The following is a 22,832-nucleotide window of genomic DNA, read 5'->3' as shown; positions in this document are numbered from 1 at the left end:
TAGGGGTGAAACGCATGAGCATTAGAGCTGAAGAAATCAGCGCCCTGCTTAAAGCGCGTATCGCGCAGTACGGTTCTACGATGGAAGTGAACGAGACAGGTACAGTCATCCAAATCGGTGATGGTATCGCTCGTGCACACGGACTCGACAACGTCATGTCGGGAGAGCTCGTAGAATTCGCTAACGGCACAATGGGCTTGGCGCAAAACTTAGAAGAAGGCAACGTCGGTATCATCATTCTTGGTGACTACCTTGAAATCAAAGAAGGCGACTCTGTTCGCCGTACGGGCCGCATCATGGAAGTACCAACAGGAGACGCACTCCTCGGACGTGTCGTCAACCCGCTCGGTATGCCGATCGATGGTCTTGGTCCAATCGAAACAGAACACTATAACCCAATCGAGCGTAAAGCTTCTGGTGTTATGGCACGTAAATCGGTTCACGAACCACTTCAGACGGGAATCAAGGCAATCGATGCCCTCGTTCCAATCGGTCGCGGCCAACGTGAGTTGATCATCGGTGACCGTCAGACGGGTAAGACGTCGATCGCCATCGATACGATCATCAACCAAAAAGAAGAAAACATGATCTGTATCTACGTCGCAATCGGACAAAAAGAATCAACGGTCCGTGGTGTTGTTGAGACACTCCGTAAAAACGGTGCACTTGATTACACGATCGTCGTTTCGGCAGCAGCTTCACAGCCGGCGCCACTTCTTTACCTCGCACCATTCGCTGGTGTAGCGATGGGTGAACACTTCATGGATCTCGGCAAGCACGTTCTTGTCATCTATGATGATCTTTCAAAACAAGCAGCGGCATACCGTGAGCTTTCGCTTCTTCTGAAGCGTCCACCAGGCCGCGAAGCCTACCCGGGTGATGTCTTCTACCTTCACTCACGTCTCCTTGAGCGTGCAGCGAAATTGAATGACGGACTGGGTGGCGGTAGCTTAACAGCACTTCCGTTCATCGAGACACAGGCGTCGGATATCTCGGCTTACATCCCGACAAACGTAATCTCAATCACGGATGGTCAAATCTTCCTTCAATCGGATCTCTTCTTCTCAGGTGTCCGTCCAGCGATCAACCCGGGTCTCTCGGTATCGCGTGTAGGTGGTTCGGCTCAAGTAAAAGCGATGAAGAAGGTAGCGGGTACGCTCCGTCTTGACCTCGCCTCTTACCGTGAGTTAGAAGCCTTTTCACAGTTCGGATCTGACCTTGATAAAGCGACACAATCGAAGCTTAACCGTGGTGAGCGGACAGTAGAGGTTCTGAAACAGGATCTCAACCAACCGTTGACTGTCGATAAGCAAGTCATCATCATCTATGCCTTGACTCGTGGTCACCTTGATGATGTTGCCGTTTCAGATATTCGTCGTTTTGAAAAGGAACTCAACCTTTGGCTCGATCAAAACCGCAAACAACTTTGCGATGAGATCCGTAAAACAGGTAACCTTCCAGCTGACGAAGAAATCGTTACTGCAATCTCAGAATTTAAGAAAACGTTCCAGCCGACTGTCTAAGAGGTTTCTCTTAGGCTCGGCCGGACGCTCTTGATACTAACAAGGTGGTGAATCGAAATGGCATCGTTGCGCGAGATACAAATGCGGATCAACTCGACGAAAAGTACGAAACAGATCACGAAAGCGATGAACATGGTTTCGGCGTCGAAACTGAACCGCGCTCAAGCACATAGCGCGAAGTTCCAGCCTTACATGCTGAAAATGCAGGAAGTGCTCGGAACCATTGCGAATGGCACGACAGGTGCTAGCCATCCGATGCTCGAAAAACGTCCTGTCAAAAAGACAGGCTATATCGTCATCACATCGGATCGCGGCTTAGCTGGTGCATATAACGCCAACGTGCTGCGTGAAGTCTACCGGGAAATCAATGAAAAGCATACTACGGACAGTTACGTCTTGTTCGTGGTCGGTAAAGTCGGTGTCCAGTTCTTCCGTTCACGCGGAATCACGGTCACGGACGCGATCACAGGACTAAACGATTCTCCTTCGTATGTCGATGTCGCAGAAATCGTGAAGCGTACAGTGAGTGCGTTCACGCTCGGCGAAATCGACGAACTCAAGCTGTGCTACAACCACTTCATGTCTGTCATCAGCCAGGAAGTGAAAGTCGAAACCCTTCTCCCACTCGGAGAAATCGAAGCTTCGTCTTCGACGACTTATGAGTACGAGCCAAGTGAGGAACAAATCCTTTCTGAACTCCTTCCGCGTTATGCGGAGAGCTTGATTTTCGGTGCGCTTCTTGACGCGAAAGTAGCAGAACATGCGTCACGTATGACAGCAATGCAAAGTGCGACAGATAACGCAGATGACTTGATCGGTCGATTGACTCTCGTCTACAACCGGGCTCGACAAGCTGCAATCACGCAAGAAATCACAGAGATCGTCAGTGGAGCCGCTGCCCAGCAGTAATCCACTCGGCGTAATGATAGCTAGGAGGAAACACGATGAACGAACTCGGTTTAAAAGGCCGCGTCGTCGCGGTCATGGGACCTGTCATCGACGTTAAGTTCGACGGACACTTGCCGAACATCTACAACGCGCTTCGTATTCAATATACGCCGCAAACAGTAGAAGAAGTGGCTATCGACTTGACGCTTGAGGTCGCCTTGCACCTTGGTGACGATGTCGTCCGTACCATTGCGATGGATTCTACGGATGGTGTACGCCGTGGAGTGGAAGTACTGGACACTGGTGCTCCAATCTCGGTACCTGTCGGAGAAGCAACGCTTGGTCGCGTCTTCAACGTACTCGGTAACCCAATTGATGAAAAAGAACTCGATGCAAGCGTGGAACGTCTTCCGATCCACAAAAAAGCACCGACGTTTGATAACCTTTCAACAAAAGTTGAAATCCTCGAAACAGGAATTAAAGTCGTTGACTTACTCGCGCCTTACATCAAGGGTGGTAAGATCGGTCTCTTCGGTGGTGCCGGTGTAGGTAAGACCGTCCTCATCCAGGAATTGATCAACAACATCGCGCAAGAGCACAGCGGTATCTCGGTATTCGCAGGTGTTGGTGAGCGGACGCGTGAAGGTAATGACTTGTACCATGAGATGACGGATTCAGGCGTTATCAAACAAACGGCGATGGTCTTCGGTCAGATGAACGAGCCGCCGGGCGCACGTCTTCGTGTTGCCTTGACTGGTTTGACGATGGCGGAATACTTCCGTGATGAGCAGGGACAAGACGTTCTTCTCTTCGTCGATAACATCTTCCGTTATACACAAGCAGGTTCAGAGGTATCGGCCCTTCTCGGTCGTATGCCATCTGCCGTTGGTTACCAGCCGACACTTGCTACAGAGATGGGTATGCTCCAAGAGCGTATCACGTCAACAAACAAAGGTTCGGTTACATCGATCCAAGCGGTTTATGTACCAGCCGATGACTATACTGACCCGGCTCCTGCGACGACGTTTGCTCACTTAGATGCAACGACGAACCTTGAGCGCCGTCTCTCTGAGATGGGGATCTATCCTGCCGTGGATCCACTTGCTTCTACATCACGTGCCCTTTCACCGGAAATCGTCGGCGAAGAGCATTACGGCGTAGCACGTCAAGTTCAGGAAACACTTCAGCGTTACAAAGAACTTCAAGATATCATCGCAATCCTCGGTATGGACGAGTTGTCTGAAGAAGACAAATTGACTGTACACCGTGCGCGTCGTATCCAGTTCTTCTTGTCGCAGAACTTCCACGTAGCTGAGCAGTTCACAGGACAAACAGGATCGTACGTCCCGGTTAAGGACACGATCCGCGGCTTCAAAGAAATCCTCGGTGGGAAACACGATGATTTGACGGAAGAAGCATTCCGTCTCGTCGGTCCGATCGAAGATGCGATTGAAAAAGCGAAGACGCTTGTCTAAGTGACAAAGCATAAGGGGGACTTGAGATGAACACACTTCATGTCAATATCGTCACCCCGGATGGCGAAGTGTATGATGGCGATGTCCGTATGGTCGTTGCGAAAACGATATCTGGTGAGATCGGGGTTCTCCCGCACCACGTACCGCTCGTAACACCACTCGACATCAGCATCTTGAAGTTGCGCCACGAAGATGGCGGACGCACGTTGATCGCTATCAGCGGTGGCTTTATGGAAGTGCGCCAGGATACAGTGACGGTTCTTGCGGAAACGGCTGAAGCAGCGGATAAGGTCGATTATGACCGCGCCTCTGCTGCAAAAGTCCGTGCAGAACGTCGTCTCCAGGACACGAAATTATCAGATCTTGAGTTCAAACGCGCTGAGCTTTCATTGAAACGCGCAATCAACCGTCTCAACCTAAAAGAGTATGGTCGCGATTGAACCAAGTAAAAAGACCCGGTTTCCGTCAATGGAAACCGGGTCTTTTTTTTGATGACTGGTCAATAAAATCCGTTGGGACAACCGTTCTCATAAAAGAGTGAAGGCATTCAGGTTTAACAACGGTCAAAAACGTAAAAGTACACTATATGTGTCCTCTTCACACATTTTTCAATCTTATTATGCGGAATTTTCCATAATCATCTTCCAATAATATATTTTATACGCTAAAATAAATTATCTTGTGTCATTTTGTTTGCGCAATCATTCATTGTATGAAATCATGGTAAGGTTGGGAAAACCTAAAACAGAAACAGAAGAGGTGCAGGAACAGTGACGTCAATCGGTTTAAGTGCATTAGTCAGTATGCTCGTCTATCTCACGGCGATCGTCTTCGCCTGGTGGGCACTCCTTCCGGTCAAGTGGGAGAAGTTCCTGCAACATCCTAAAGGACCACAGGCGGTTGCCTTACGAGTGTCACTTGCCATTGCGCTCGGTTCACTTGTTGCCCGCTTTTTACTCGATTATTCTGGATTCGCACAGCGTCTCCAGTTCTTAGTCGGGTGAACTTGTAACTTCATTGTAAACCCTAAATTGGGAATCTGATTTAGTATGGAACAGGATAGTATTCTTATAATGAAGAAACAAAACCATTGTAAAGCTGAAAAGTCGTGTTGGATTTGGAACGAGAGATAAACTACAGTGTGTTTCTCTTCTATCATGCGTTGGTCTTCAACTATGATTCACACCAATCGCGAATTATAAATAGTAGAACAGAAACGAAAGCAGAGGAGTATGAGTAATGGAAAAAATTGTTGTCCGTGGCGGACGTAAACTAGCTGGAACGGTAAAAGTAGAAGGTGCAAAAAATGCAGTCTTAAAAACATTGGTCGCAACATTGCTTGCTTCAGAAGGAACATCAGTCCTTCAAAATGTCCCACGTCTTGCAGATGTCTATACGATCAATAACGTCCTACGTAATTTGAATGCAGAAGTGACATTTGATGCAGAAGCAAACACGGTAACGGTTAATGCGGAAGCAGAACTCAAAGATGAGGCACCACTTGAATACGTTCGTAAGATGCGTGCGTCGATTCTCGTCATGGGACCACTCCTTGCTCGCCTCGGGCGCGCGCGCGTCGCGATGCCGGGCGGCTGTGCGATTGGTTCACGTCCAATCGATTTACACTTAAAAGGTTTTGAAGCAATGGGTGCGAAAACAATCATCGGAAACGGGTTTGTTGAAGCACAAGTCGACGGCCGTCTTCAAGGCGCAAAAATTTACCTCGACTTCCCGTCAGTCGGCGCGACTGAAAACATCATGATGGCAGCAACACTTGCTGAAGGAACGACCGTCATCGAGAACGTCGCCAAAGAACCGGAAATCGTGGATCTCGCTAACTTCTTGAACGCAATGGGCGCAAAAGTCCGTGGCGCTGGAACAGAGACGATCCGTATCGAAGGTGTCGAAAAACTTCATGGCGGCAACCACTATGTCATTCCGGACCGGATTGAAGCAGGAACGTTCATGATTGCAGCCGCCATCACAGAAGGTGACGTCGAAGTCATCGGGGCAGAGCGCGAACACCTTCGTCCATTGATCTCAAAAATGGAAGAGATGGGCGTCAAAATCTCGGATACAGAAGAAGGCCTTCGTGTCATCGGACCGAAAAAGCTGATTGCGATTGATGTCAAGACGATGCCACACCCTGGTTTCCCGACAGACGTCCAAGCGCAAATGATGGCATTGGTCTTAAAAGCAGAAGGTACGTCAGTCATCACGGAAACGGTCTTCGAAAACCGCTTCATGCACGTCGAAGAATTCCGTCGGATGAATGCTGACATCAAGATTGAAGGACGTTCATCGATCATCACAGGCGGCATCCAGCTGCAAGGCGCAGAAGTTCTTTCAACGGATCTTCGTTCAGGAGCAGCACTTGTCACGGCAGGATTGATCGCTGAAGGCGAAACACGTGTCGGAGCCTTACACCACATCGATCGTGGATACGTCGATTTCCACCTTAAATTACAAGCACTCGGCGCAGATGTCGAGCGGATTACGGAAGAAACGGTTGCGATTGAAGAAACAGCAGCTACGAAGCTTTAAGCTCTTATTTCATTCCACTATATTCTTGACGACTTTCTCAAAAAGAAAGTCGTCTCTTTTTGTTTTGCTGTGCTAAAATTGAAAGGTATGTATACATAAATGGGTTAGACGTCCAAACGACGTTCTATATTTTGGAATAATAGCCAGTGGATAAAGGAGATCACGCGAGATGTTTTTTACAAAGGATATCGGGATTGACCTAGGGACGGCAAATGTCGTCATTCATGTAAAAGGTAGGGGAATCGTGCTCGATGAGCCATCGGTTGTCGCCATTGATAAAGCAACAGGAAAAATTCATGCCGTCGGAACCGAAGCGCATCAGATGGTCGGTCGGACACCAGGAAATATCGTCGCGATCCGCCCGCTTCGGGATGGGGTAATTGCTGATTTTGAGATGACAGAAGCGATGTTACGCCATTTCATCGACAAGATTGAAGTCCGGAGTATGTTTGGTGGCGTCCGGATGTTGATCTGTACACCAGCGAGCATCACGACGGTCGAAGCCAAAGCGATTCGCCAAGCCGGAGAAAAATCGGGTGCCAAAACCGTTTTCCTCGAAGTCGAACCAAAAGTCGCGGCAGTTGGTGCCGGAATGGACATTTGGATGCCGGCTGGTCATATGGTGATTGATATTGGTGGTGGTACGACGGATGTCGCGGTTCTTTCGATGGGAGACATCGTCTGTGGCGAAACGATTAAAGTGGCGGGTGACCGGTTTGATCATGATATCATTCGCGCCATCAAGGATCACCATAAACTGATCATCGGGGAGCGGACGGCTCAAAACGTCAAGATGACGGTCGCGACCGTTTCAGACGAAGGGCGTCAAGAAGAGATGGACATTCGTGGTCGTAATCTCGTGACAGGCCTCCCGGACAACATCACGATCTCTTCACAAGAGATGCACGAAGCGTTGGCAGAAGCGGCGATGGAAATCGTCGAAGCAACGAAACGTGTCCTCGAGAAAACACCACCGGAACTTGCGGCCGACATCATCGATCGCGGCATCATCCTAACGGGTGGTGGGGCACTGCTTGATGGAATCGACCAGTTGCTCGCGAAGGAACTTGGACTTCCGGTCTTGATCGCAGAAGATCCGATGTTATGTGTCGCACGCGGGACAGGCATCATGCTCGATCACTTAGGGAAATGAGACGAATCAAACAAGGGGTCATTCCAATCGCGGAATGACCCCTTGTTGTATGGAAAACGTAAGAAAAAGTGATAATTCTGGAACCAATCTTTCCTGATTATTGCGTACTCCGCATGAATTCCTGATACGCTTCAAAATCATGATAGACGATGGCGCTTGGCGGCAGGGAACCGTTCATCGTCTGATTGACGAGTTGATTGAGCGTAGTCCGTGTCTTTCCGTAAAACGTGATGCTTGGTGTTTCCGGCAATTCTGTGAATTCCAGTGCATACGACAGACGATGCTGATGGCTCGCGGCATATAAGGCATCGGTCATCGTGATTGCGGCAAGACCATTCCCGCCGCCGTAGACCGTCCGGTAACTCATCAAGGTCACTTCATCAGCGAGCTCCATCGCCCATTCACTGAGCGGGCGTCCGGAGACGTCAGTGACCGTATGGAACCAAAACGGTAAGAACAGTTGCAATGGAAGCCCGCGAGACGCGCTGACATCGTGAAAAGCCGTCAAGAGTCGTTGATAGGAAGCAATGACAGCAGATTGGTCCGTTTCCCAGGCAGGTAAGGCATAGGGCTCGAGGTCGACACTGATGCCGTCCGGTCGTTCCATCGTTTCTTCGAGATAGACGTTGATCCAAGCTAATGGATCTTCGACATTCGGACGATTGGATGTCCCTTCGTTCGTAATCCAGCTGGGCTGACCGAATAAGAAATAGACTTCGATTCCGACAAGATGAGCTTTTTCAACGAATGTGCGGTAGAGAGTTCGGTCACCCTCGACAGCGACATGCAGGTAGACGCGTTTCATCTGTCTGTTTGCCAGCTGTGTGACTTTCGTTGAAATTTGTTTCGCTTCAGGAATTGACCACATCACGGTGTGACGCGTGACGGTGACGGCAGCTTCGCTCTTCACAGGAAAAAATGCACTGACGAGCGAGAGACAGATCAGACTAACGATAAAACGTTTCATATCTTCACTCTCCTTTTGTTGTTACCTAAGTATCGGTCGTTTGGACAGATTTGGATATAAGGCAATGGAATCAGTTTAATCTGTAGACATTTTACTTTGTGAAGTGTATATTAGAAGTTGTTGAATTAACACGGATTTACCATTAAAAAGGAAGTGATGCCACAATGCCATTGTGGAAACGAAATCTAGTTGTCGTCTGGATCGGTAGTTTTTTGACCGCTGCTGCCTTGAGTTTAGTCTTACCGTTTTTGCCCTTATTCATTGAAGAACTGGGCGTGAGTGGTCGTCAGGAAATTACGACATGGTCCGGCGTCGCGTTTGGTGCGACATTTCTCGTCGCAGCGATCGTCTCACCGATTTGGGGACGACTCGCGGATAAAAAAGGACGGAAGCTGATGTTGCTCCGCGCGAGCCTCGGGATGTCGATCGTCATGTTCTTAATCAGCTTCGTTCAGGATGTCTATCAACTCGTCTTCTTACGACTCGTGATGGGTGCCGTCTCCGGATTCATCTCCGCCGGGATCACCTTGATTGCGTCACAAACCCCAAAAGAGAAAAGTGGCTGGGCGCTCGGTACATTATCGACCGGTGGGATTGCCGGTGGATTACTCGGACCTCTGATTGGAGGATTCCTTGCCGATATGATTGGGCTTCGACCCGTTTTTCTCTTTACGAGCATTCCGCTCTTTCTGACGTTCCTCGTCACGTATTTCTTCGTCAAAGAAGACTTCGTACCGCTGCAGACGAAGTCGATGGCGTCAGCCAAAGAAGTCATTCAATCACTGCGTCATCCGGAATTGATTCTAAGTCTCTTTTTGACGACGTTTTTGATTCAGTTCGCGGCTCAATCGATTAGTCCGATTTTATCGCTGTACGTCCGGGAACTCAGTCCCGGTACGGAACGGTTGGCGTTGTTATCCGGAATCGTCGCATCAGCACCTGGGATTGCCGCCTTGCTGGCGGCGCAGCGGCTTGGTCGCCTGTCGGATAAGATCGGGGCGGAACGTGTTCTGTTCTTCGCCTTGTTGATCTTCGCAGCCTTCTTGATTCCACAAGCCTTCGTGACCGATACAAGCCAACTGATCATCTTACGGATGGGAATCGGTTTTGCGACCGCGGCGTTGATGCCGTCGGTCCAGACACTTCTCCGCAAACATACGCCGGCGAATGCGTCGGGCCGGATCTTCGGTTACAACCAGTCGGCGCAGTTCATGGGGAATTTCCTCGGACCACTGGCCGGTGGTCAGATTGCCGGTCACTTCGGTTTTGAAGCCTTGTTCCTGTTCACCGGTCTGATCGTCATTACGAACGCGGTGCTCGAACGGACGCAAACGGCTGTCCTCAGTAAAAAACATTCTTGATTCATACGAAAAAGGCTGTTCCGATGTTGCATCGGGACCGCCTTTTTGATGTATTGTCAGCGGATTGCAGGTCGTCAGGATAACATGAAGAACTCATCGAGCTTCAGTTGCTGGGACGTTTCGAGCGCCTTCATGATTTGACCCGATTGGGCACGAATTTTATAGTCGGCCGAGTAATGGAACAGGCCGTTATCGAGTTCAGTCACGGCGAGCGGTTCGATCAGTGTCTTCGGATGGATGACGTCGGTCAATTGGAGTGACAGTTCGATTTGATGGTCGACCGGCAAGCGGATCGAAGCATAAAAATGAACGGAGCGGTTCGTACTCCGGGTAATCAGAATCGGTGAAGAACCGACATTTACATCCTTTCCGTTCAACCGTGTAATCGAGATGAGTCCGTGAAGAGACGGCAACGGTTTTTTCGGTGACTTCTTCATCGATTCGACAGGTTGGAGGACGCCTTGGTTCAAAAGAAGACGTAACGCCTCGATGTCGACGGGACGGCTGAACAGATAACCTTGGACGGCGTGGCATTCAAATTCCCGGAACTGATCGAGTTGGTTGAGCGTCTCGATTCCTTCGGCGACGACCGATAACTGAAATTCTTTTGCCAAGTAGACGATGCTTTTGATTAACGGAACCGATTGATCGTCTTCTTCGAGTTGGGCGACGAACGACCGATCGAGTTTCAGACTGCTGATCGGATAAGTCTGAAGGCTGCTCAAGGAAGAAACACCGCTCCCATAGCCGTCAAGTGTCAGATGGATTCCTAACTGATGGAGCTGCTGCAACGTCTCCTTGACGAATCCGCTCTCATGCAACAACACGCTTTCCTGAAGTTCAAGTTGTAAGTACCGGGCAGGGACTTGATAACGGTGTAAACACGTCCGGATCGTTTTGACGAAATCATGGTGAAGCAGTTGGTTGGAAGACAGATTGATCGAAATCGGGACGACCGGAACCTCTTGTTGCAGGAGGGACTGAATCGTCCGGCAGACCGTGTCGAGCACCCAATCCCCGATCGACAGATAACAGTGACCTTCTTCAGACAACGGGATGAAGTCTTGCGGAGGAATCCGCCCCCACTCGGGATGATCCCAACGAATCAAGGCCTCGCATGTCAAAATCTGTCCACTCCAAATGTCGACCTTTGGTTGGTATTCGAGAAACAGTTCATCCTGTTTGATGGCACTTCGCAGACTCTGTTCGAGCTGATGACGTCGGTAGATTTCAAGATCGAGCTGTGACGTATAAAATTCGTAAGATGGCTGTACTTTCAGTTTGGCACGGGACAAGGCAAGGTTTGCCGTATGCAGCAACTCCGTTGCCATCGTCTCGTCATGCTGGAACGGGCTGAGACCGATTGCCAGTTCGGCTGCGAGTTCGTAGCCGTCAATCTGAAAACGGATCGCGTTCAACGTCAGAAGATCGAGACACGTCTCCTTTAGTGCCGCCTCGTCAAATGGTTTCGTTGACAGGGCCGCATAATGGTCACCGGCAAGCCGGGAACAGTAAAGGTCCGGTAACTTTTCCGTCAAGTAGCGACTCGTCTGTCTCAACCATTGATCGCCGATATCGTAGCCGATCTGTTCGTTGATTTGATGCAACTGATTGAAATCAAGCGATAAAATCGTAAACGGATGATCGGTCCGAATCAGGTGCTCGACTTCTTCAAGGAACAACGTCCGGTTCGGCAGACCGGTCACTTGATCATATAAAGAGAGCTTCCGGATATCCTCTTGTTGATTGAGGAGGGTCCGGTCCGACACACGTTCGGTTTCCGAATCGTCAGTCGCGTTTGCGGCGGCTTGAAAGAGGAAACTGAATAGTTCCTGGTTGCCTTCTTCGGAGCGGAGTCCCTGACAAGTCACGTCTTGTGTGTAGTCGCTTGTCTGATTCATCCGCAAGCGGCAGGAGACAGTTGGTTCACCTGTCTGAAGGAGTGTCAGTTGTTTTTTGAAATGGGACCGGTCATCCGGATGGATTTCAAGTAAAAATTCATCGTAATCGAGTGAAGCCAATCGATGTTGAGAGATATCCAGTAAGGAGGCGAAATGGACCGATAAAGCGAGACGGTCCTGTTTTGTTTCGTACTCAAAAAAAGCGAGTCCCGGAAGTGACGCCGTCAATTGTTCTTTCGCCGACAGCCGGGTATGTTGAAGCCGGAGCTGGATCTGTTGGGTGATGTCCCGGGCGATACCGTAGACGCCGATGATGACATGATTTTGATAGATCGGAATGTTCGTGACGTTCATCGTTAAGCGATGCCCGTCGTGGTGGGCGACTTCTGCTGTAAAGTGGATGGTTTCGCCGCTCAAGGCCCGTTGTTTGATCGGAGCAATTCGTTTGGCTTCAGCTGGTGTAATGAAGTCGCTGAAATGCTGGTGTTGGAGTTGTTTTCCCCCATAGCCTAGAAGAAGCGAAAGTTTTTGATTATAGGAGACGATCTGACCGTCCAAATTTAATGTATAGACGGCATCCGGATGATTCTCTAAAAAATGCGTCGCGTCGACAAGCTGTTTAAAATCCAAGGAGCCATTGATGAAAGATTCTGTGTTCTTCTTTTTAAAGAAGGGCATAACCTCACCTCGTTTCGTGTCGTCATGGTGTAAGTATAACAATTTATGGGATTTATGAATATCAAGTCTGTTGAAAAATAAGCAAATGTTTTTGAACGAAAGGGGTAGGTCTTTCGATGCATCTACGTTTTTCATTCCCTTATTTTGAAAAAAACATCGAATTCCCAAAAAATTGACCGATATACTATAAAGAAGAGAATTGAACAATAAGTCAATGAGGAGCCAACACATATGTTACGAGGAATGTACACGGCATCCAATGCGATGCAGTCGTTACAACGGCAACAAGAAATGTTAAGTAACAACCTGGCGAATGCCCGGACACCGGGCTTCCGTGCGGATCAGGCATCCCTTCGGACATTTCCCGAGATGATGATCCAGCAGTCGGCCGTCAATGAACAGTCGGGCATCCGCTCACGCGGAACGGTCGGGAAACTGGCGACAGGTGTCTTCATGCAGGCAGCGACACCGAACTTTGCCCTGGGTTCGATCACTGAGACGGGAAATGCGACAGACATTCAAATCAGCTCGCTCGAAGGAGCCGCCTTGTTTACGGTTCGCCATGCGGACCCGACGACCGGTGAAGAAGAAACCCTTTATACGACAAACGGTCAGTTCGCCGTCGGACAGAATGGGTTTTTACGGACGACTGAAAACGATCTTGTACTCGGTGAGGATGGACAACCGCTGAACGTCGTCAATGAAGACTTCGTCGTCAGCGCAGACGGTGCCGTCACGGACGGGAACGGGCAAGCGATCGGGAACCTCGGACTTGTCGTGACGGATCAACCGGAGACGCTCGAGCGGACGGGGAACGGATTGTTCCGGTCACCGGACGCCTTGAACGCGGGTGCCGTCAAAGTGGACCAAGGCGTGCTCGAATTAGGAAACGTTGAAGTCGAACAGACGATGACACAGATGAACGCCGGTCTCCGACAGTTCGAAGCCAACCAAAAAGTCATCCAGGCCTATGACCGGACTGCTGAAAGAGCGGTTTCGGAAATCGGACGTGTCCGTTAATCAAGGAGGAAATCCATGCAATCACTTTATACATCCGCCAGTACAATGGCGCAGCTCCAGAAGCAGCTTGATACGACAGGACATAATTTGGCGAATGCCAATACGAATGGCTATAAACGACGTGAATCGCAGTTTAATGAACTACTTGTCCGTAACCTCAACAATCAACCGGCAGGACTGGCAACGGGTCCGTTGACGACACCAGCAGGACTTCGCCTCGGTGTCGGCGGTTATGTTGCCAATGAAGCGACGCGCTTTACGACGGGGACGTTCCAAAATACAGGGCGGAACCTGGACGCCGCGCTCAGCGATCCGCATCACTTTTTTGGTGTGATTGATGCGGATGGTGTGACGAAGTTTACGCGGGACGGCAATTTTGAATTGTCACCGCAAGCAAACGGACAAGTCCTGTTGACGGATGATGCGGGACGGTCTGTCATCAATCAAGCCAACGAACCGATCACGTTACCGGACAATGCGACCTCGATCGAACTGAACAAAGACGGCAACATCACGGGTATCCTGAACGGAGAACGGCGTGTACTCGCCCGGATCGGCGTCGCCGATATCCCGAACCACGGCGAATTGACCGAAGCAGGAGCAGGGCTGTACACGGCGACGGGCCAATATCAGAATGCAGCAGGTAATCCGTTGACCGTCGGGACACTTGAGACGTCAAACGTCGACATGGGAACAGAGATGACGAACTTGACGCAGATTCAACGGGCGTACCAGTTCAATTCCAAAGCCTTGACGACATCGGACCAGATGATGGGCATCGTGACGTCGCTTAAATAAGTCAGGCTAAAATCAATCCTTGTAACGGACGGTTCCGACATCCTCGCTTTCCATGGACGGAAGGTAAGCCGCGGCAGCCCACATTCCATGCGGTCATGCCGGGTCTTACCTATTCCTGACGGAAGCGCTAATCGCGCTTCCTTTTCCCATAGGAGTCGAGGATGAACGTTTCCGTCCTCCATCAATCAAATGGCCGATGATCCCATCTTTTCACGGGGGCATCGGCCGTTTCTATGCAAATTCTTATTGTTCACGAAGGAAAAGGGAGGTGGATTTCCGAATCAAACACCGGAAATCCACCTCCCTTCATTCCTTTTAATCGAGAGACATCCTCACGTTCGAGTCAGCCCCTTTGTCGTCTGCATTATTCTTCGTACGTCAGGATCGTCGAGATGACAGCAATCGGAAAGCGGATCGTAAAGGTGGATCCGACACCGACCGTCGATTCGACGTCGATCGTTCCGTTGTGGTGTTTGACGATTTCTTTACAGATCGATAAACCAAGTCCGGTCCCACCGATTTTGCGGGTTTCCGAATTGTCGACACGATAAAACTTATCAAACAGTTTCGACATCGCTTCTTGTGGAATACCGATTCCGTGGTCGCGAATCGTGATTTCTGCGAACCCGTCCTGATTCTGGATCTGGATCGCGATATCCCCACCATCCGGTGAGTACTTGATGGCGTTGCTCAGCAGGTTGTTCAGCAACTGCTTGATTTTTTCGGAATCGGCATCGATCATGATCGGACCTTCTGCCTCGAACGTCAATTGATGGGTCGTATGTGACGCATCATGGAAATCAATCAGTTCACTTGCAAGCTGAACGAGGTCGAACGTCGCCATTTGGTAACGCTGTTCGCTCGATTCCATCCGCTGCACGTCAAGGAAATCATTGACGAGTGTCGTCAGGCGTCCGGTTTCCGAGTGGATCGTCGTTAAATATTTGCGTTGTTTCATCGCATCGATTTCACGGTTCAGCATCAGTTCCGTAAAGCCATAGATGGAAGATAACGGTGTCCGGAGTTCATGGGAGACCGTTGAGACGAACTCTTCCTTCATCCGGTCCGCTTCCGTCTCTTTTGTGACATCACGCAAGACGAGCATCGTGCCGACCCAAACCTGATTGATTTGAATTTTTTCGGCATAGATTTGAATGTAGGCATTGTGAGAGCGAATCGAGACAACAAGACTTTCGTTCGGCAGGTTTTGTTCGACGATCTGTTCGATGTACTGTTCGAACGGTTCCGGCTCGTCGATGATCGACGACAAGGCCGACATCGCCTGGCGGAACGACGACAAGTTACTGTCGTCCTGGTATTCCGTCTGGACTTCCGGGAACAGTTTCATCAACGGTTCGTTGACGAGCAGCTCATCGGATTCATGTTCGATGTAGACGACGGCTTCTCGAATCGAGTTCAGCAATTGACCCGTCTTGTTTTTCTCGTGCATCATTTTTTCGTAAATCCCCATCCGCATCAAGGAAAGTGACAACTGATGCGAGAACGAGAGGATATCGCCCATCTGTTCCGGTGTGAAGGCATCGCGGTAACGGACAAGATAAACGCAGGCGATGATTTTTTCTTCGTTCGGATCAAGAATCGGGACAGCGACTTCATACATATAATACGGATACGGTAACGGACTGTCGTGTGCGACTTGTTTCGACGAATGGACCGGTCGTTTCAAGACACGCGCCCGGTGGAACAACGACTGATCGTCACGGACAAGCTGGCTGACCATCTCTTCCGTCATCCCGTATTCGATCGTCGAGCGGACATCATGCTGGTCAAGGAACAGCAAAGCACCGATCTCCGAGTGGGTGATCGAGACGAGCTTCTCGATGATTTCCGGGTAAGCGGTCAGCGTCTCGCGGGAAGCAAGGGTTTCCGTCAACTCGTTTCGGTACTTCAAGTGCTGTTCGCTTCGTAACGTGATTTCAAGTGCTTCTTCAAGTTCTTCCTGCTGCGCCTGCAGTTCTTCCTGCTGGGCGACGAGTTCTTCTTGTTGCGCTTGTAATTCCTCGTTTTTCGCGAGCAGATGGACCTTGTTGTCGGCGATGGATGCTGCCATCCGGTTAAACGAAGTCGTTAAGGTATACAACTCATCATGACGTTTCGGTAACGGGATGGCGGCAATGTCTTCACCGCCCGCAAGTAACGCACTGTCACGTGATAATGTATTGACCTGCTTCGTCACCCGGCTGATGAACGGGCGGACGAGTAACAGCAGGATGATGACAAGCACGACCAGGTTCGATAACCAGATGATCTGGGCGACACGCATCTCGCTCAACAAGCTTGTTTTCGCCTCGACTTCCTTACTTTGAATCAAGGTAAGGTAATTGGCGAATAAACGATCAATTCCCGCCGCATCGGCATCGGTCGTCAATTGGCTATTCGTCCCTTTTAAGGTGCCGTTTTGATTGAATAAATCGTCACCGTTCGACAAGGAAGCAAGTGTTTTAGGGTCGAGGAACGATTCGTCGATGGCACCTTGTTTTTTACCGGCGACATATTCGGTCAATAGCGGTAGAGCAGTCCCGAAATAATCGTCATAGAGCGTCCGTGTTGCGACCGCATATTCTTTTCCTTGGGTATAGATGGCATTGTCTTCGAACCACGTCGTCAAGCGATTGATTTCACGCTGATTGCTTTTGATCGTATCGAGCATTTCCGGTGTTCCGAACAGCACATACGATTTCACGTTGCTCTGCACAACTGTCCATTCGTTGGCTAACGCGTTAGCGTTTGTCCGGCGTTCCCGTAGATCGTCGAACGTCGCATTCGTTTGATCGATCTTACGTTCTGTATAGTTATAGACGATCGCTGATGTCAGGCTCAGTGCGATAAAAACCATATAAAAAGCGAACATCAATTGTCGACCAATTTTTTGATTAATCCATTTCACGTCTTTATCCTCCGTATGTGGTTTTGTCAGCTTCAAAAAATTAATCCAGTATTTTAATAGTACTTATTAGAAGGGTCTCCATCAAACTTTAACACTTAAAGATGCAAAAAAGATATTCTAATTATTAGTTTTTGTGCAGAAGATCAAAAAGGATGAGCAATCGAAGGGAATCAGCACTCATAGTCGCTTAACTATTTTTTGAAAATAAGGATTAGAAGAACCGGGATAAAGGGAATCTAATGAAGGAGACGCCATTATTTTAATCATAAGGAAGTGACAAGATGCAAAAAATGTTTGAGAACAAATGGTACCGTGGTGCCTGGTGGATCATGACGCTATTGATCATCGTCTGGGTCGGCAATCATGTGACGTTTTTATTCCGACCGTTAGCGATTTTATTGCAGATGGTCGTGCCACCACTGGCGATTGCCGGTATCCTCTACTATGTTCTGCTCCCGATCGTCGAACTACTCGAGAAGAAGATGAAGCGGCGACCAGCCGTGATTGTCGTCTTGCTCGGATTGATCAGTATCTTGACGACGCTTGGATTCATCTTTGGTCCGATGTTATCGGATCAGATTACGGAATTCGTCAACTCGATTCCGACGCTTGCGTCACAGTTCCAGCGTCAGCTTACTGATGTCCGGGACCAATTACAAAACAGTGCCTTTTTCTCACGTTTCTTAGGGGGACAAGACGATCTGTTTAATAAGTTTTCCGGAAACATTTCCGAATACGCTTCGTCGTTCCTGAAAAACATCGGAACCGGTGTCGGCGGATTCGTCAGTGTCATCACGACGACGGTCGTCACGATTATCATCATCCCGATCATGTTGATCTATATGTTGCTTGATGGGGATAAGTTAAAAGGGAACCTTGTCAAGATGATGCCTTACGAATACCATAAGGAAACGAAAAAAATCCTCAGTGATGTCCACTTGACGATCATGAGTTACATCCGTGGACAAGTCATCGTCAGTATCGGTGTCGGGATCATCGCCTACATCGGTTATCTGATCATTGGGATTGATTATGCGTTGTTACTTGCCCTGTTTGCGACGATGACGAACATCATCCCGTTCCTCGGACCGGTCATCGGGGTCGTGCCGGCACTCATCGTCGGATTCATCCAGGATCCGATTCTCGCGGTTTATGCGGTCGTCGTCATGACGGTAGCCCAGCAGATCGACTCGCATATCATGTCACCGCTCGTCCAAGGGAAGACACTGGATGTCCATCCGCTCACGATCATCATCGTCTTACTGGTTGCCGGTAACATCGCCGGTTTCTTTGGTGTCCTGCTTGGTGTACCGTTCTACGCCGTCATGAAAGTCATCATCTTGAATATCCGTCGTCTGTATCATCTGCGTTCACAGAAGAAGATGGTCATCGCGGAAGATGAGAAGTCGTTTAGCACGATCGTGACGACAAAAGACTGACTTTGAATTTTCGGGTCAGTTCGGTCATACTGAAAAGGTAGTGTATCGTGTCACGAAAGGGGTATGCGCCAGATGGATCAACGTCATGTAGAAGAACAGGCCGATTTATTAGCACTCCAAAAGTTTCAACATAATTTCGAGAACAGTCTCAAGTCGAGCGTCATCTATGTGTTACGGGATGGAGCCTTGACGATCGGGGAGATTGAACAACGTCTCGATCAATCCCACGGTCAGATTCTTGAGCAGCTGCAGGAACTGATTGAAGATGGACTCGTCATTCAACAGATGTCAGAAAAGGTACAAGGCTTAGCGTATTCCTTGACGGGTCCGGCGGAAGAACTCGTTCGCCAGTTCAAGGAATCGATTTCTTGGAGTAAACAACATATCACGTACTGACTGAATCTACCCTTGAGCAGATGCTCGAGGGTATTTTTGTATGATTATAATTGTGAAAAAATGTATAATTATTGAATCGAAAGCGACATAATAAGGGGGAAGAAAGTTGACGTCAGAGTAGGAAAGAAGGAATGGGTGTGAAAACAATCCTGTTGTATGTCTTGATACCGGTATGCGTCATCTTAGTCATCGTGAAATGGATCATTCCTGTCATGGGGTGGGGAGCGGACTCTGAACCTGTCGAGCCGAATCCGATTCTCATCATGCAAAAATGGGATGAGGATCAATTGAAACAATTTGATCTGGAAAATCGGGTGGGTGTCCGTTATACGCTTGGTGGACTGGAAGTCGAGACGTTAGCGATGAAACAGCGGGACGCGGCCCGAACGACACCGTTGATACGCGTAGCCATCTCGAAAGAAAAACTAATTCGAATTGGCTCTGCTTCGGATTATTTGTTGGCATTGACGGTGACGATTAAGAATCAATCAAATGATCCGATTGAACTGTCAGAAAAGCTGGGGGAGTATGAAACAGGTGGAAAAACGGTCCCTGTCATGCATGAGCAACATCCTCTGACTGGTTCTTATCGGGCTGGAGAAGAACGAACAGGAATTGTGTTTATTCCGACGAATCAGAAGCAACTGACGGCTGGACACCTCGATTTACGCTACAAAACGATGTCGGGCGAAAAACAGCTACGTGTTCCGATTCATCAACAAAAAAACTGACCGATTCGTGCAGGGATCTGCTTGAATCGGTCAGTCTACTCATTTTTGAACGGCACTGAAGGCTTCTTCCGATTCAATACCTGCTTTGTTGACAGCAGTGACGATGAATCGCCCTGTAGCGTCTTTCGGTAACGGAAAGGCTTTTCGTTCAATGGATTCCGTCGAACCTAATTTCTTCTGTTTCCCGTCCTGTTCCTGGTAGACGTTGTACTGGACAACTTCCTCATCTGTCGAAGCATACCAGTTGACGAAACCGCCGGATACCCGGACGTTCGTCGCCGGTTTCGGTGGCGTTTTGACGGGGTCGGACGCTTTTGGATCGAGTTCTGTGAAGACGACAAGACGATTGTCATACGTGCCTTCGTTTTCATCATAGATACCGATACACGTAATCAAATTTAAGTTCCGTTGATCGGACGCTCCGAAGATCTTTTCGAGTGGCGCATCGAGATGACCGTATTCGACCAGTTTTTTGACACGGAAGACAAGCGTCCGTCCAGACTCATCCTTGATTTTGATCGTGTCGCCTTTTTTTAGTTCATCGAGCCGGTTAAAGACGGCGGGACCGGTCTTCGTGTCGGTATGACCGTCGATGACGGCATTACCGACGTCACCCGGACGAGGACCGAACTTGTACCATCCGACCTGCTGTTCATTTTTTGGAGTCCCCATGGCGCCTTTTTTATCGAGACCAACCTGCTCGACGTTCGTTTTGACATCGATTTTATCGATGGCTAACGTTTTTGGAAGTTCAACTTCATTGGTCGAAAGACTTTTGAATTCTTTTTTAAAGATTTCTGATGGTTTGAGTGGGTCTTCCTTTGTCTCGGAAGATGCCGCAGACTCAGTTTTTGCATCGCCTTGTGTGATAGTTGTTTTTGTTTCATCTGTGTTTCCGAACAGTACAAAAATTAACGTACCGATTGAAACGAGCATCAAGAGGATGCTGACCGGTAATAACCATTTTTTCAAGACACGTCACTCCTTTCCGAGACAAAGTCTCTTACGCAGAAAAAGGATAGTGCCGAGGCGCTATCCTTTTTAGTATACCCAATTTCTTATGCGTTTTGACGTTTACGTGCAAGCACGATTCCAGCTGCTCCAAGAGCAAGACCGAAGAGTGCGATTGCGCCTGTAGTCGCTGCACTTGAGTTCGTGTCGCTCATGCCGCCGTTACCTGTGTTCGGCATTGATTCTGGTGTACCGTCCATGAACTTCTCTGGTGATTGTTTGACGATCGCTTCACCAAGGTTTGCCCCGACGCCGTACATGTAAGCGTAAGACTCACGGAACGTATCAGCAGATCCTTTGTAGTCGCCTTCGACATACTGCATGAACGTATCTTGGACATATGTCTCGTGACCAGAAACTGCTTCTTGTGCTGCTTTTGTCGGAAGGTTTTCTTCCGTCGCTGCGCCAAGGAAGGCACCGAAGTCATTTGAGAACATTTTGAGCATGTCTTGTGCGTCACCCATCAATTTCTTGTCGTCGTTGATTGCTGCTGTGACAAGGTTTGCTTGTGCTTCGATGTGGTTTTTCGTCCAGACTTGCTCGAACTGATCCGCACCCGCTTGACCGTAAACGGATTTCATTGCCGCTTTGAAGTCCGCTGTGTGCATATCTTCCGCCCAGTTCGCTGCATCGTAGTCTTTCGCTTGATCGACGCCAGCTGTCATGCTGATGTTCGCAAGTGCGACGTGCTCAGCTGCGAGGCTGTTGAGTGTTGACCGGAGGTCAGCGGCTTTTGTATCGGCTTTCGTGTTGTCGAACTTCTCAGGCATCTGTGTTGTGATCGCGACTGAGAGCGCTTTTGAGATGTCATACATGCGGCTGTAGCCTTCACGGAACGTGTTGTACGATCCTTCGTAGTCACCGGCTGCATATTGTTGGAATGTTTTGTAGACGTCTGCTTCATGCGTACGGAGGACTTCTTCCGCTGCTGCCTTCGGCAATTTACCTTCTGTTGCTGTATCTAAGAAACTCGAGAGGTCTTGGACGAACTCTTCCGTTTCCGCTTTTGACGCATTGATGCCGTCTTGGTCGTCTGCTTTGACCGCTTTGACGAGATCCGTTGTGTATTTGTTATGGTCGACGAAGATTTTCTCGAACTGTTTCGCGCCTTCTTCACCGTAGACAGAAGCGATCGCTGGTGTCATGTCGAGTGCGTTCTGTTTGAGTGCTGCTTCGTAATACTTAGCATCTTTTGATCCGTCATATTGTTTTTTCATGTCCATGACGGCAAGCACGAAGTGCTCAGAAAGTAACTGGTCGAGTGTCGCACGAAGGTCAGCGGCTTTTGTGTTGACCGTGACGTTTTTCGCGCCGTCCTCATGTTTCATCTCATCTCCGCCGGAAGCGAATGCTGCCGTTCCTGGTAATACGAGTGCTGCTGCCATGGCTGTTGCTGCGAATTTTTTAGTATGTTTCATCTTGATATCATCCTCTCAAATTTGGGTGTGTCTAACATGTATTTGGTAGTTGTTGTCTGTATCGTTCTGAACAGCATACGCGCCCGGATTTTATTTGGATTGAAAAATCGATAAAGTTTTTTTGAAAAAGGGTTCGAATCCACTTTGCTTCCTTATATAGAAATCGGGAAACTTTTTTTACAAGTTCATCGTTTGTGCGTGTTACACTTAAAAAAAGAACCGTTTTGTAGCTAAACTGCAACTATTTAATACCAGGTACTAATATGCTATACTGTTCTTTAGACTGAACCAATGAAAGGTGATCAAGATGGTACAAAATCAAGCAGGAACGGACCAACCGACCCGTGAACGTCTGAAACGTAATCAACAGATAAAGAACGAGGAACAACAAGAGCAGGAACCAAAGCAGCGTAAAAGATTACGCGAGTATTCCTCACGCCGCGTTCCGATCATTACGCGTTTGTTGATCATTCTTCTTCTTGTCGTCCTTGCGTTAGTCATCGGTGCGATGGTTGGATATGCGACACTTGGTGGTGGCGAAGCGATGGATGTCCTCAAGCTCGACACATGGACCCGCATCACCGATTTTTGGACGAAATCTTAAACTAACCAGTGATTGGA

19 protein-coding genes are annotated in these 22,832 nt (G+C 48.9%); 14 read left to right on the top strand and 5 right to left on the bottom strand.

The genetic code is table 11. The annotated features are described in order from the left end of the window. The first annotated feature begins 14 nt into the window (after nt 1-14). The 7 genes from atpA to mreB all read left to right on the top strand — a co-directional run bounded on the left by atpA (nt 15) and on the right by mreB (nt 7,583). The gene (gene atpA, locus KNQ13_RS07790; protein ID WP_014971399.1) at nt 15-1,523 is read left to right on the top strand and encodes a F0F1 ATP synthase subunit alpha; all 1,509 of its coding nucleotides are present in this window, start codon (nt 15-17) and stop codon (nt 1,521-1,523) included. A 57-nt stretch (nt 1,524-1,580) separates the two neighbouring features. Further along, a complete protein-coding gene (gene atpG, locus KNQ13_RS07785) occupies nt 1,581-2,432 on the top strand; it encodes an ATP synthase F1 subunit gamma (RefSeq protein WP_014971398.1) in 852 nt (283 codons plus the stop codon). A 35-nt stretch (nt 2,433-2,467) separates the two neighbouring features. Next, nucleotides 2,468-3,886 (top strand): F0F1 ATP synthase subunit beta, encoded by a 1,419-nt coding sequence (atpD, locus tag KNQ13_RS07780; protein WP_014971397.1) that lies wholly within the window; start codon nt 2,468-2,470, stop codon nt 3,884-3,886. Nucleotides 3,887-3,912: 26 nt separating this feature from the next. Then, on the top strand, nt 3,913-4,326 hold the full coding sequence (locus KNQ13_RS07775; protein WP_012371539.1) for a F0F1 ATP synthase subunit epsilon: 414 nt from the start codon (nt 3,913-3,915) through the stop codon (nt 4,324-4,326). A gap of 330 nt (nt 4,327-4,656) precedes the next feature. Further along, the gene (locus KNQ13_RS07770) at nt 4,657-4,890 is read left to right on the top strand and encodes a DUF1146 domain-containing protein (protein WP_014971395.1); all 234 of its coding nucleotides are present in this window, start codon (nt 4,657-4,659) and stop codon (nt 4,888-4,890) included. A 235-nt stretch (nt 4,891-5,125) separates the two neighbouring features. Continuing rightward, on the top strand, nt 5,126-6,430 hold the full coding sequence (gene murA / locus KNQ13_RS07765; RefSeq protein ID WP_209548241.1) for a UDP-N-acetylglucosamine 1-carboxyvinyltransferase: 1,305 nt from the start codon (nt 5,126-5,128) through the stop codon (nt 6,428-6,430). 169 nt (nt 6,431-6,599) lie between these two features. Beyond that, entirely contained in the window at nt 6,600-7,583 is a 984-nt protein-coding gene (gene mreB / locus KNQ13_RS07760) for a rod shape-determining protein MreB (protein WP_071499898.1), read from the top strand. Nucleotides 7,584-7,680: 97 nt separating this feature from the next. Here the strand turns inward: mreB and KNQ13_RS07755 are convergent, their stop codons facing one another. Further along, the gene (locus KNQ13_RS07755) at nt 7,681-8,550 is read right to left on the bottom strand and encodes a hypothetical protein (RefSeq protein ID WP_209548240.1); all 870 of its coding nucleotides are present in this window, start codon (nt 8,548-8,550) and stop codon (nt 7,681-7,683) included. Between the two features lie 164 nt (nt 8,551-8,714). Between KNQ13_RS07755 and KNQ13_RS07750 the strand changes: the two genes are divergently transcribed. Then, on the top strand, nt 8,715-9,911 hold the full coding sequence (locus KNQ13_RS07750; protein ID WP_071499896.1) for a multidrug efflux MFS transporter: 1,197 nt from the start codon (nt 8,715-8,717) through the stop codon (nt 9,909-9,911). Between the two features lie 74 nt (nt 9,912-9,985). Here KNQ13_RS07750 and KNQ13_RS07745 read toward each other — a convergent pair whose 3' ends face one another. After that, nucleotides 9,986-12,490, bottom strand: coding sequence for a sensor domain-containing protein (locus KNQ13_RS07745; RefSeq protein ID WP_209548239.1), 2,505 nt, complete (start codon nt 12,488-12,490; stop codon nt 9,986-9,988). Nucleotides 12,491-12,721: 231 nt separating this feature from the next. On the opposite strand from KNQ13_RS07745, the gene KNQ13_RS07740 reads away from it, so the two are divergent. Then, entirely contained in the window at nt 12,722-13,510 is a 789-nt protein-coding gene (locus tag KNQ13_RS07740; protein ID WP_209548238.1) for a flagellar hook-basal body protein, read from the top strand. A 15-nt stretch (nt 13,511-13,525) separates the two neighbouring features. Beyond that, on the top strand, nt 13,526-14,308 hold the full coding sequence (locus KNQ13_RS07735) for a flagellar hook-basal body protein (protein ID WP_071499893.1): 783 nt from the start codon (nt 13,526-13,528) through the stop codon (nt 14,306-14,308). A 364-nt stretch (nt 14,309-14,672) separates the two neighbouring features. Here the strand turns inward: KNQ13_RS07735 and KNQ13_RS07730 are convergent, their stop codons facing one another. Then, complete coding sequence (locus tag KNQ13_RS07730) at nt 14,673-17,216, bottom strand: ATP-binding protein (protein WP_209548237.1); 2,544 nt, start codon at nt 17,214-17,216, stop codon at nt 14,673-14,675. 281 nt (nt 17,217-17,497) lie between these two features. Between KNQ13_RS07730 and KNQ13_RS07725 the strand changes: the two genes are divergently transcribed. The 3 genes from KNQ13_RS07725 to KNQ13_RS07715 all read left to right on the top strand — a co-directional run bounded on the left by KNQ13_RS07725 (nt 17,498) and on the right by KNQ13_RS07715 (nt 19,782). Next, complete coding sequence (locus KNQ13_RS07725; protein WP_014971385.1) at nt 17,498-18,655, top strand: AI-2E family transporter; 1,158 nt, start codon at nt 17,498-17,500, stop codon at nt 18,653-18,655. 72 nt (nt 18,656-18,727) lie between these two features. Continuing rightward, nucleotides 18,728-19,051, top strand: a complete 324-nt coding sequence (locus KNQ13_RS07720; protein ID WP_209548236.1) for a winged helix-turn-helix transcriptional regulator — start codon at nt 18,728-18,730, stop codon at nt 19,049-19,051. Nucleotides 19,052-19,188: 137 nt separating this feature from the next. After that, on the top strand, nt 19,189-19,782 hold the full coding sequence (locus KNQ13_RS07715; protein ID WP_209548235.1) for a hypothetical protein: 594 nt from the start codon (nt 19,189-19,191) through the stop codon (nt 19,780-19,782). A gap of 39 nt (nt 19,783-19,821) precedes the next feature. Here KNQ13_RS07715 and KNQ13_RS07710 read toward each other — a convergent pair whose 3' ends face one another. Together KNQ13_RS07710 and KNQ13_RS07705 are read right to left on the bottom strand one after the other, a co-directional pair. Then, nucleotides 19,822-20,754, bottom strand: a complete 933-nt coding sequence (locus tag KNQ13_RS07710; RefSeq protein ID WP_209548234.1) for a class F sortase — start codon at nt 20,752-20,754, stop codon at nt 19,822-19,824. 86 nt (nt 20,755-20,840) lie between these two features. After that, the gene (locus KNQ13_RS07705; protein ID WP_209548233.1) at nt 20,841-22,211 is read right to left on the bottom strand and encodes a copper amine oxidase; all 1,371 of its coding nucleotides are present in this window, start codon (nt 22,209-22,211) and stop codon (nt 20,841-20,843) included. Nucleotides 22,212-22,518: 307 nt separating this feature from the next. Here KNQ13_RS07705 and KNQ13_RS07700 point away from each other — a divergent pair, with 307 nt between their 5' ends. Further along, the gene (locus tag KNQ13_RS07700; RefSeq protein WP_209548232.1) at nt 22,519-22,815 is read left to right on the top strand and encodes a DNA-directed RNA polymerase subunit beta; all 297 of its coding nucleotides are present in this window, start codon (nt 22,519-22,521) and stop codon (nt 22,813-22,815) included. Nucleotides 22,816-22,832 lie beyond the last annotated feature (17 nt).

Source organism: Exiguobacterium sp. s128 (genome assembly GCF_018618815.1).
In the GTDB taxonomy this organism is placed as follows: domain Bacteria; phylum Bacillota; class Bacilli; order Exiguobacteriales; family Exiguobacteriaceae; genus Exiguobacterium_A; species Exiguobacterium_A antarcticum.
Note: the sequence above shows the minus strand (reverse complement) of the source record. Positions and strands in the feature narration are given on the sequence as shown.

Bases quoted from the DNA above. Each gene is read 5' to 3' on its own strand.
- KNQ13_RS07775 (WP_012371539.1), top strand. From the start codon at position 3,913: ATGAACACACTTCATGTCAATATCGTCACCCCGGATGGCGAAGTGTAT.
- KNQ13_RS07755 (WP_209548240.1), bottom strand. From the start codon at position 8,550: ATGAAACGTTTTATCGTTAGTCTGATCTGTCTCTCGCTCGTCAGTGCA.
- atpG (WP_014971398.1), top strand. From the start codon at position 1,581: ATGGCATCGTTGCGCGAGATACAAATGCGGATCAACTCGACGAAAAGT.
- KNQ13_RS07750 (WP_071499896.1), top strand. From the start codon at position 8,715: ATGCCATTGTGGAAACGAAATCTAGTTGTCGTCTGGATCGGTAGTTTT.
- mreB (WP_071499898.1), top strand. From the start codon at position 6,600: ATGTTTTTTACAAAGGATATCGGGATTGACCTAGGGACGGCAAATGTC.
- KNQ13_RS07745 (WP_209548239.1), bottom strand. From the start codon at position 12,490: ATGCCCTTCTTTAAAAAGAAGAACACAGAATCTTTCATCAATGGCTCC.
- KNQ13_RS07735 (WP_071499893.1), top strand. From the start codon at position 13,526: ATGCAATCACTTTATACATCCGCCAGTACAATGGCGCAGCTCCAGAAG.
- KNQ13_RS07700 (WP_209548232.1), top strand. From the start codon at position 22,519: ATGGTACAAAATCAAGCAGGAACGGACCAACCGACCCGTGAACGTCTG.
- atpA (WP_014971399.1), top strand. From the start codon at position 15: ATGAGCATTAGAGCTGAAGAAATCAGCGCCCTGCTTAAAGCGCGTATC.
- KNQ13_RS07720 (WP_209548236.1), top strand. From the start codon at position 18,728: ATGGATCAACGTCATGTAGAAGAACAGGCCGATTTATTAGCACTCCAA.
- KNQ13_RS07725 (WP_014971385.1), top strand. From the start codon at position 17,498: ATGCAAAAAATGTTTGAGAACAAATGGTACCGTGGTGCCTGGTGGATC.
- atpD (WP_014971397.1), top strand. From the start codon at position 2,468: ATGAACGAACTCGGTTTAAAAGGCCGCGTCGTCGCGGTCATGGGACCT.
- KNQ13_RS07705 (WP_209548233.1), bottom strand. From the start codon at position 22,211: ATGAAACATACTAAAAAATTCGCAGCAACAGCCATGGCAGCAGCACTC.
- murA (WP_209548241.1), top strand. From the start codon at position 5,126: ATGGAAAAAATTGTTGTCCGTGGCGGACGTAAACTAGCTGGAACGGTA.
- KNQ13_RS07740 (WP_209548238.1), top strand. From the start codon at position 12,722: ATGTTACGAGGAATGTACACGGCATCCAATGCGATGCAGTCGTTACAA.